This window comes from Methylobacterium sp. A54F (assembly GCF_053346035.1).
Window position 1 is genome coordinate 1 of sequence record NZ_JBKFBF010000031.1, and the last position, 9,543, is coordinate 9,543.

Sequence of the window (9,543 nt, forward strand, 5' to 3'; positions counted from 1 at the left end):
CGAGCTCGGTCGCGGCCGCCTCGGCCTCGCCGGCGTCGAAGATCGCCACCCCGCGCGAGACCGGGACACCGAACTCCCGCAGGACCGCCTTCGCCTGATACTCGTGTATGTTCATCGCGACCTCGTCCGGTGGTCGGGCGGGGGGCGCCGCGAACGGACCGCCCCCTGCCCAGGCTTCGCTACCCGCCCTTACAGCAGCCCCGCGCCCCGGGCCCACTTGTACTTCGCGCCGAGCACCTCGACGGGGAGCTCTGTCGAGTAGGCGTAGGCCGGGATGCCGTGATCGTAGAGGTACTGCGAGGCCTCCTCGACCTCGACGTCGCCCGCGAGCGAGGCGACGATCGGCTTCTCGATGCCCTGGGCGCGCATCGCGTCGCGGACCTCCACGACGTTCCGGGCGAACACCATCGGGGGCGTGATGATGGTGTGCCAGTAGCCGAGGATGATCGCGTGGATGCGCGGATCCTCGAGCCCGAGCCGGATGGTGTTCTGGTAGGTGATCGGCGGCTCGCCGCCGGTGATGTCGACCGGGTTCCCGGCCGCCCCGAAAGGCGGGATGAACTTGCGGAAGGCCGCGTCGAGGTCCTCGGGCATGGTCATCAGGGAGAGGCCGTTGTCCACCACCGCGTCGGACAGCAGCACGCCGGAGCCGCCCGCACCCGTGATGATCACCACGTTCTCGCCCTTGGGCGTCGGCAGCACCGGCACGCCGCGGGCGAATTCGAGGAGCTGGCGCAGCGAGCGGGCCCGGATGACGCCGGACTGCTTGAACACGTCCTCGTAGATCCGATCGTTGCCAGCGAGCGCCCCCGTGTGAGAACTCGCCGCCTTGGCGCCGGCCGAGGTGCGCCCGGCCTTGAGGACGATGACGGGCTTCGTCTTCGAGACGCGCTTGGCGGCCTCCGCGAAACTGCGGCCGTCCTTCAGGTCCTCGCAGTGCTGGGCGATGACCTTGGTGGACTCGTCCTGCTCGAAGAAGGCGAGCAGGTCGTCCTCGTCGATGTCGGACTTGTTGCCGAGGCCGACGATCGCCGAGACGCCCATCTTGGTCGAGCGCGAGAAGCCGATGATGGCCATCCCGATGCCGCCGGATTGCGACGACAGCGCCGCCTGGCCCTGGACGTCGAAGGGCGTGCAGAACGTCGCGCAGAGGTTCCGGGCCATGTAGTAGAAGCCGTAGATGTTCGGCCCCATCAGGCGGATGCCGTACTTGCGGCCGATCTCCTGCAGCTCGGCCTGGCCCTCCTCGTTGCCGGTCTCAGCAAAGCCCGAGGGGATCAGCACCGCGCCGGCCACGCTCTTCTCGCCGCACTCGGTGAGGGCGGTCGCCACGAACTTGGCGGGGATCGCGAAGACCGCGACGTCGACCGTTCCGGGCACGTCCTTCACCGAGCGGTAGGCCTTGAGGCCCATCACGCTGTCGGCCTTCGGGTGGATCGGCACGATCCTGCCCTGGTAGCCGCCGTTGATGAGGTTCTTCATCACGGAGTTGCCGATCTTGCCGTCCTCGGCCGAGGCTCCGATCACCGCCACCGTGTCGGGGCGCATGACGCGGTTCATGCCCGCGACGATCTCCTCCTGGGAGCGCACCGCCGGGCGGGGCTTCTGGTCGAAGTCCACCACGATGCGCACGTCGGCCGCGATGGCGTCGCGGGCCGTGGCGAAGACGGGGTTGAGGTCGAGTTCGGCGATCTCGGGGAAGTCGGTGACGAGCCGCGAGACCTTCACGATGATGTCGGCCAGCGCCGCCCGGTCGACGGGCTCGGACCCGCGCACGCCCTTCAGCATCTCGGCCGCCTGGATGCCGTCGAGCATCGACAGCGCGTCCGCGTGGGTCGCCGGCGCGAGCCGGAAGGTGATGTCCTTGAGGACCTCCACCAGCACGCCGCCGAGGCCGAAGGCGACGAGCTTGCCGAAGGAGCCGTCCGTCACCGCGCCGACGATGACCTCGGTGCCGCCCTTCAGCATCTGCTGCACCTGCACGCCGTCGATGCGGGCGTCGGCCTTGTAGCGGCGGGCGTTGGCGAGGATCCGGTCGTGGGCCTCCGCGACGGCTTCCGCGCTCGCCACGCCCACCACGACGCCCCCGGCCTCCGTCTTGTGCAGGATATCGGGGGAGACGATCTTGAGGACGACGGGGTAGCCCATGCCCTCCGCGGCCCGCACCGCCTCCTGCGCGGAGGTGGCGACCGCCTCCTTCGGCACGGGGATGCCGTAGGCGTCGCAGACGAGGCGGCCTTCGGGCGCGGTGAGCGCATCGCGCCCGTCCGCCTTCACGCGATCGAGGATCGCACGGACCTCCGTCGCGGCGTCTGAGAAGAGTTCGGTCTCGGGAAGCTTCAGGGCGGCGTCTGCCATCGTCGTTCCTCCTGTTGGCCAATCGCCGCGCGGGCGGCGATCTTGTTCGTGGGGGTCGAGGATTTTCGGCTTGCGGGGTTCGGGTGTCGGCGCGCGGGCACCTCGTGAGGTGGGCGTTCCCGTGCGGCGAAGAACTTTGGCGGGCTCAGGCCGGCCTCGGCCGCTGGCGTTGCTTGTTGGCGGCTGAATGGCATTTGGTATGCCAGATGCCAGTCATGTCAAGACGAAATCGACGACGTCCCGTCGAATCGCAGCAGCGCGCTCAAGTTGTTGCAATGCAAAGAAAAAGGCACGGCTCCGCTGGTCGGAGACGTGCCGAGGTGGAGGAGCGATGGGGCGTCGTCGCCGACGCGTGAACGGGTGTCCGGGGGAGTCCTCAGCCGCCCAGGATGGTGCCGACGCCGAGGCCGCCGCCGCGGGCGAACTCGGCCGCCGAGATCTTCTTGCCGCCCTCGGCCTTGAGCTTGAACACCTCGATCTGCCCGCCCTGCGCCGTCACGCGGATCGACTGCTCGCCGATCTCGGTGACCTCGCCCAGCTTGCCCCGTACCGCCCCGAAGGTTCGCACGAGGTGCTTGCGGGCATCGAAGATCTGCAGCTTCGCGCCGTCGAGCGTCGTCCAGGCGCCGGGCGCGGGGTTCGAGGCGCGGATCACGTCGTAGATGTGGTCGACGTGGCTTGCCCAGTTGATCGCCGACTCGCGGGCCCGGAACCAGCCCTCGTAGCTCGCCTGATCCTCGTCCTGGGTGATCTCGACGTGCCGGTCGGCGACGACGAGGTCGGCCGCCTCCAGCATCGCCGCGACGCCGAGGGGGAAGAGGTGGTTGAAGTAGACCTCCCCGATCGTGTCGTCGGGCCCGATGGCGCAGGTCTTCTGGAGGATGACCGGCCCCTCGTCGAGGCCGTCCGTCGGCCGGAAGATGGACAGGCCGGTCTCGGTGTCGCCCCGGGCGATCGGCCAGTTGATCGAGGAGGGACCGCGATACTTCGGCAGCAGCGAGGGATGGTACTGGATGGTGCCGTGCCGGGGGATGTTGACGAAGCTCTGCGGCGCGAACTGCAGGACGTAGGCCATGATGCCGATGTCGGCGTCGAGCCCGTGCATGGCGGCTTCCGCCTCGGGGCTCTTCAGGCTCGGGAACTGGTACACGGTGAGCCCGCGCTCCTCGGCGGCGAGCCGCAGGGCGTCGGGCCGGGCGCCCTCCTTCTCGGGGGCGCAGAACACCCCCGCCACGGTGTCGCCGCGCTCCAGGAACGCTTCGAGCACGGCCTTGCCGAAATCCTGCTGACCGATGAACGCGATGCGCATGGGCGTCTCCGTGGGGCCGTGGCGGGCCTCCCGTCCCCGAAGGGGCGGGAGGCGGGGAGGGGCCTACTCGGGGTCTTACTCGGCGGCGATCTTCTGCACGGTCCCGATCGCGCCGGACCCGGCGATCTCGAGGATCTCCTCCTCGGTGTAGCCGAGCACGTCCCGCAGGATCTCGTCGTTGTGCTCGCCCAGCAGGGGCGAGCGGCGCACCTCGCTCGGGCTCGCCGAGAGCTTGATGGGGTTGCCCACCGTGAGGTAGCGGCCGCGGGTCGGGTGATCGACCTCGACGATGGTGCCGGTGCGGCGCAGGGACTCGTCCTCGGCGATCTCCTTCATGGAGAGGATCGGCCCGCAGGGGATGTCGTACTCATTGAGAATGTCCATCGCCTCGAACTTGGTCTTCGTCATCGTCCAGGCTTCGATGCGCGTGAAGATCTCGTTGAGGTGCGGCAGGCGCGCCTTCGGGGTCGCGTAGTTCGGGTCGGTCTTCCAGCCGGGCTCGCCGATGATGTCGCAGATCGGCTCCCACACCGCGGCCTGGGTGATGAAATACAGGTAGGCGTTCGGGTCGGTCTCGTGGCCCTTGCACTTCAGGATGCGACCGGGCTGGCCGCCGCCGGAATCGTTGCCCGCGCGCGGCGTGGCGTCGCCGAAGGGCACGCCCTCGCCGAACTGGCTGTATTCCCGGAGCGGTCCGTGCTCGAGGCGCTGCTGGTCGCGCAGCTTCACGCGGCAGAGGTTCAGCACGCCGTCCTGCATGGCGCAGTCGACCTTCTGGCCGCGGCCCGAATGGGTGCGGTGGTAGAGCGCCGTGACGATGCCGAGCGCGAGGTGCAGGCCGGTGCCGGAATCGCCGATCTGGGCGCCTGTCACCATCGGGAGGCCGTCGCGGAAGCCCGTGGTCGAGGCGGAGCCGCCCGCGCACTGGGCCACGTTCTCGTAGACCTTGCACTCCTCGTAGCGGCCGGGACCGAAGCCCTTCACGGACGCGAGGATCATGCGCGGGTTCACCTCCTGGATCTTCTCCCAGGTCAGGCCCATGCGGGCGAGCGCGCCCGGCGCGAAGTTCTCGACGAGCACGTCGCACTCTTTCACGAGCCGCCAGAGCACGTCCTTGCCCTTGGGGTTCTTGGAGTCGAGGGTAATCGAGCGCTTGTTGTGGTTCAGCATCGTGAAATACAGGCTGTCCACGTCCGGGACGTCCTGAAGCTGCTGGCGCGTCGCGTCGCCCGCCCCGGGGCGCTCGACCTTGATCACGTCGGCGCCGAACCAGGCGAGGAGCTGCGTGCAGGTCGGACCGGACTGGACGTGCGTGAAGTCCAGGACCTTCACGCCTTCGAGGGCCTTGCTCATGGGAATGTCTCGGCTGAACGGGTGACGAAGGGATCGCGCGAACCCGGGATCACAGGATCCCGGGCCCGCGCGGGGCGTCGATCTGTATAGGCGATTATTTATACATCGTCTGGTTCTTGGTGCCCGGCGCGTACTCGTTCGGGTCGACCCAGATGTTGACGACGGCCGAGCGACCCGTGCGCGCGATGGCCTCGCGGGCGCGCTGCAGCGCCGGGGCGATCTCGCCGGCCTCGCGCACCTCCTCGCCGTGGTTGCCAAGCATGTGGGCGAACTTCGAGAACTCGATGTCGCCGAGCTTGTTGCCGACGTCGCCCCGCTGCGGGCCGTACTTGGCGATCTGGCCGTAGCGGATCTGGTTCATCGCGGAGTTGTTGCCGATCACCGCGAGGTAGGGCGCGCCGAACCGGTCGCAGGTCTCCATGTCGAAGGCCGTCATGCCGAAGGAGCCGTCGCCGTAGTAGCAGAGCACCTCCTTGTTCGGGTGGGCGAGCTTGGCCGCGAGGGCGAAGCCGGTGCCGACGCCGAGGGAGCCCAGCGCACCGGGGTCCATCCACTGGCCGGGCCGGCGGGGCCGCACGGCCTGGGCCGAGATCGTCACCACGTCGCCGCCGTCGCCGATGTAGATCGTGTCTTCGGAGAGGAACTCGTTGATCTCGTAGGCGACCCGGTAGGGGTGGATCGGGCTCTGGTCCGACTTGAACAGCGGCATCAGCTTCTCGGTCGCCGCGGCCTCCGCCCGGTGCAACTCCCGCATCCACTCCTTGCGAGCCTGGCGCTTGTCGTTCTTGATCCGGCCCGAGGCGGCCTGGAGCACGGCCGCCATCACGGCGCCGGGGTCGCCCGCGATGCCGAGGGTGACGTCGCGGTTCTTGCCGACCGTGCGGTAATCCTGGTCGATCTGGATCAGGTTCGGAGCCGAGATGCGCTTGCCGTAGCCCATGCGAAAGTCGAAGGGCGTCCCGACGATGACGATCACGTCGGCCTTGCCGAAGGCCAGCGACCGGGTGCGGTCGAAGTGGTGCTCGTCGCCCGGGGGCAGCAGACCGCGGCTCGCGCCGTTGAAGTAGCCGGGGATGTCGAGACCGCGCAGGAGGGCGATCGCCTCCTCGTGGCCGCGGGCCGCCCAGACCTGCTGGCCGAGCAGGATCGCCGGGCGCTCGGCGTTGACGAGGATGTCGGCCAGGCGCTCGATGTCCTCGACGGCGCCGATGGAGCGGGTCCGGGCCCGGTAGGCACCGGCCTTCGGCAGAACGGCCTTCTCGACGGGGATCTCGCGGTCGAGAACGTCGCGCGGGATCTCGAGATAGGAGGGACCGTAGGCGCCCGCGAAGGTCTCGCGCGCGGCCATGGCGATCATGTCGGCGACGCGCTCGGTCGACATCACGGTGGCGGCGAACTTGGTGATCGGCCGCATCATGTCGACGTGGGGCAGGTCCTGCAGGCCGCCCATCTTCCACTGGGTGAGCGCGCTCTGGCCGCCGATGTGCAGCACGGGGCTCTCGGAGCGGAAGGCGGTGGCCACGCCCGTCACCGCGTTGGTGCAGCCGGGGCCGGCGGTGGTGACGACGCAGCCGAGCTTGCCCGTCTGGCGGGCGTAGCCGTCGGCGGCGTGGGCCGCCACCTGCTCGTGGCGGACGTCGACGATGCGGATGCCCTCGTCGAGGCAGCCGTCGTAGATGTCGATGATGTGGCCGCCGCAGAGGGTGAAGATGGTGTCGACGCCCTCCGCCTTGAGGGCCCGGGCGACGAGGTGGCCGCCGGAGACGACGGTACCGTCCTTGCTCTTCTGCTTGAGCGTGTCCTCGGCCGTGGTGGTCACCGGGCTCGCGACCATGTCCGAGGACGCCGCCGCCTGATCCTTGGTGTTCCTGTCCATGATCGTTCCCTCCGGATTTTTTTCGCACGGCGACGGCTCGTTGGCTGCGTCGCCGGGTGGCGTCTCTGGTGCGATCGCGTCCGTGGGCCGGGCGCCTCGGCGCGGCGAGCGTTAGCTTCGTCTCGCGCCGCGTCCGGCCATGTGGCCCGCCCGGCGGCGTCTCGCTGCGGCGTCGGGAAGACGACTCGAAATTGGCATACCAGATACCAGGTGTCAAACCGGATCCGGCGGCCCGAACCGGGGCGCGGCTACATTCGCGCCCGGTTGTCCGAGGTTAGACCAGTCGCGGCGAGACGAACAGGCTCCGGGTCCACATCCGCGCCGAGGATGTAGCGCGCCCGCATCGGCTTGAGGACGAAGAGGGCGAGCGCCGCCGCGACGATGTTCAGGCCGATGACGAGGCCGAACACCGCCGACCAGCCGTAGCTGCCCGACAGGACGCTCGCGAAGGGAACCAGGAACGAGGCCGTGCCCTTCGCCGTGTAGAGCAGGCCGGCGTTGCTCGCCGCGAACTTCGAGCCGAAGGTGTCGCCGCAGGTTGCCGGGAACAGCGAGTAGATCTCCCCGAACACGCCGAAATACAGCGCCGAGCTCAGGGCGAAGACGCCCGCGTTGGTGCCCCATGCGACGAGGACCACGATCGCCAGCGCCGCGATTCCGAAGGCGATGAACATCGTGTTCTCGCGCCCGATATTGTCCGACACCCAGCCAAAGAACGGCCGGCCGAAGCCGTCGAAGATGCGGTCGAGGGAGATCGCGAAGGTCAGCGCGGCCATCTGCAGGCCGAACAGGCTGACGGGCACGTCCGCCACGTGGAAGTCGTGGGCGATGGGGGCGAGCTGCGCGGCAGCCATCAGGCCGCCGGAGGCCACCATGACGAACATCGCGTACATCACCCAGAAAACCGGGGTGCGCACCGCCTCCCGCGGGGTGCGGTCGACGCGGCTCTGGGGCAGGCGGAGGCTCTTCCGGGCGGGGGCGACGAGCACCGTCGGCTTGCGCAGGAACACCGACAGCACCAGCACCACGCCGCCCTGGATCAGCCCGAAGGTCAGGAAGGCGCTCTCGTAGCCGCTCGACGCGATCATGCGGGCGATCGGGATCACGGTGAGGGCGGCGCCCGCGCCGAACCCAGCCGCGGTGGCGCCGGCCGCGAGCCCGCGCCGGTGGGGGAACCACTTCAGCGCGTTGCCCACGCAGGTCCCGTAGACGGAGCCCGCACCGATCCCGCCCATCACCGCGGCGGCATAGAGGAGGGGGAGCGAATCCGCGTAGGCGTCGAGGGTCCAGGCGAGCGCGATCATCACGCCCCCGAAGGCGACGACCAGGCGCGGGCCGTAGCGGTCCACGAACCAGGCCTCCACCGGGACCAGCCAGGTCTCGGTGGCGACGAACAGCGTGAAGGCGAACTGGATCGCGGCCCGGCCCCAGTGGTGGCGGGCGTCGATCGGGTCGACGAAGAGCGTCCAGCCGTATTGCAGGTTGGCGATCATGGCCATGCAGAGCACGCCGAAGGCGAGCTGCCACCACTTGGCCGACGGTGCGTCGTGGCGTTCCATCCCGATGACTCCTGTGTCGACCTCTGCGGGCCGTGCGGACAGGATGGAGCAAGCCCGGAACGTATTCAATATGCCAGAAATCGGCCCTCCCGGCCCGGACCCGCGCGGGACCGGGCGCTCCCTATACAGGTCTCGGAGCGGGGCCTCTTGGCATCGACACGGACCGGGTCCATCCTTCCCGCAATGGCCAAACAACAAACGGCCGTCCCTGGAGGTAACCCCATGATGTCCAGCAATCGCCTGATCAAGTCGGCCTGGGTCGCGGTGGAGGTAGGCCGCGAGCGCACCGAGCGGGTGCTCGTGGTCGAGACCTACATCGCCGTGAGCCCGCTGGAGAAGAACTACGACGCGACCCAGTACGAGAAAGTCGTCGGCTGCGTGCGCGAAGTGCTCGACCGCAACCCCGACATCGACCGCGCCTCGATCCTGAGCATGCACCGCAGCTCAGGCTGCACCAGCCTGTTCCGGGCGGCGCCGGCCGCGGCGGCGTGAGCGCGTCGGCCCGACCGGCCGACCCCGCATCCGCGGAACGCCCGCCGGCCGAGGCTCCCCCGGCGGGGCCTGCCCCGCGCGGGCCCTGGAACCCCGGCATCGAGTCGACCCTGCCGCGGGCCTTCCTGCCGCTCGCCACGGTGCACCGGCCCGAGAACGTCTCCACGACCCTCGCGGACGCCCTCGAACTCGCGAGCTTCTGCGGTCTGAGCGCGCACGAGCTGGTGGCGTTCCGGCCCGAGCGCCTCGCGGTGCACGAGCTGCTAATCCGCGTGATGGCCGAGCTGTCGGTGCCCCTCGGGGAGACCTACGGCGATCTCGGCGTGAACTTCCGCGCGATCACGGCCCGGATCCTCGCCGAGGACATCGCGCCGCGCGCGGCCGAGATCGCGGCCGCCCTCGACGCGGTGCGCGCGGCGGCCGCCGCCGCGATCGAGCGGGAGCTCGCGGGCATCCTGGCGCCCGAGCCGGCTCCGCCGCCGGCGCCGCGGGGCTGGCGCGCCCGGCTCGGCCTCGCGCCTCCGCCCGCGCCGCCCCCGGCCCCCCAAGCACAGGACGGCGGTGCCCGCGCGCCAGGTCCGGGCGGCGGGGCTGCG

6 protein-coding genes and 1 pseudogene are annotated in these 9,543 nt (G+C 69.8%); 2 read left to right on the forward strand and 5 right to left on the reverse strand.

The window, feature by feature from the left end; translation table 11 throughout:
• Positions 1-189: 189 nt before the first annotated feature.
• From ACLBXP_RS25105 to oxlT, 5 genes are all read right to left on the reverse strand, one after another.
• Positions 190-2,358 (reverse strand): acetate--CoA ligase family protein, encoded by a 2,169-nt coding sequence (locus tag ACLBXP_RS25105; RefSeq protein ID WP_447670566.1) that lies wholly within the window; start codon positions 2,356-2,358, stop codon positions 190-192.
• 376 nt (positions 2,359-2,734) lie between these two features.
• Complete coding sequence (locus tag ACLBXP_RS25110; protein WP_447670567.1) at positions 2,735-3,667, reverse strand: methionyl-tRNA formyltransferase; 933 nt, start codon at positions 3,665-3,667, stop codon at positions 2,735-2,737.
• A gap of 75 nt (positions 3,668-3,742) precedes the next feature.
• The gene (gene frc, locus ACLBXP_RS25115) at positions 3,743-5,020 is read right to left on the reverse strand and encodes a formyl-CoA transferase (protein WP_447670568.1); all 1,278 of its coding nucleotides are present in this window, start codon (positions 5,018-5,020) and stop codon (positions 3,743-3,745) included.
• Between the two features lie 94 nt (positions 5,021-5,114).
• Complete coding sequence (locus ACLBXP_RS25120) at positions 5,115-6,896, reverse strand: thiamine pyrophosphate-binding protein (RefSeq protein ID WP_447670569.1); 1,782 nt, start codon at positions 6,894-6,896, stop codon at positions 5,115-5,117.
• 248 nt (positions 6,897-7,144) lie between these two features.
• A complete protein-coding gene (gene oxlT, locus ACLBXP_RS25125; protein WP_447670570.1) occupies positions 7,145-8,455 on the reverse strand; it encodes an oxalate/formate MFS antiporter in 1,311 nt (436 codons plus the stop codon).
• Between the two features lie 222 nt (positions 8,456-8,677).
• Here oxlT and ACLBXP_RS25130 point away from each other — a divergent pair, with 222 nt between their 5' ends.
• Both ACLBXP_RS25130 and ACLBXP_RS25135 read left to right on the forward strand, forming a co-directional pair.
• Positions 8,678-8,947: a hypothetical protein gene (locus tag ACLBXP_RS25130; RefSeq protein WP_447670571.1), complete on the forward strand. Its 270-nt coding sequence runs from the start codon at positions 8,678-8,680 to the stop codon at positions 8,945-8,947.
• Positions 8,944-9,543 (forward strand): annotated as a pseudogene (locus ACLBXP_RS25135) (hypothetical protein); the annotation flags it as partial. The gene ACLBXP_RS25130 and the pseudogene ACLBXP_RS25135, both read left to right, overlap by 4 nt.

What these genes read in the sequence shown, in the direction of transcription:
- ACLBXP_RS25105 (WP_447670566.1), bottom strand. Translation starts at nt 2,358, where the DNA reads ATGGCAGACGCCGCCCTGAAGCTTCCCGAGACCGAACTCTTCTCAGAC.
- ACLBXP_RS25110 (WP_447670567.1), bottom strand. Translation starts at nt 3,667, where the DNA reads ATGCGCATCGCGTTCATCGGTCAGCAGGATTTCGGCAAGGCCGTGCTC.
- frc (WP_447670568.1), bottom strand. Translation starts at nt 5,020, where the DNA reads ATGAGCAAGGCCCTCGAAGGCGTGAAGGTCCTGGACTTCACGCACGTC.
- ACLBXP_RS25120 (WP_447670569.1), bottom strand. Translation starts at nt 6,896, where the DNA reads ATGGACAGGAACACCAAGGATCAGGCGGCGGCGTCCTCGGACATGGTC.
- oxlT (WP_447670570.1), bottom strand. Translation starts at nt 8,455, where the DNA reads ATGGAACGCCACGACGCACCGTCGGCCAAGTGGTGGCAGCTCGCCTTC.
- ACLBXP_RS25130 (WP_447670571.1), top strand. Translation starts at nt 8,678, where the DNA reads ATGATGTCCAGCAATCGCCTGATCAAGTCGGCCTGGGTCGCGGTGGAG.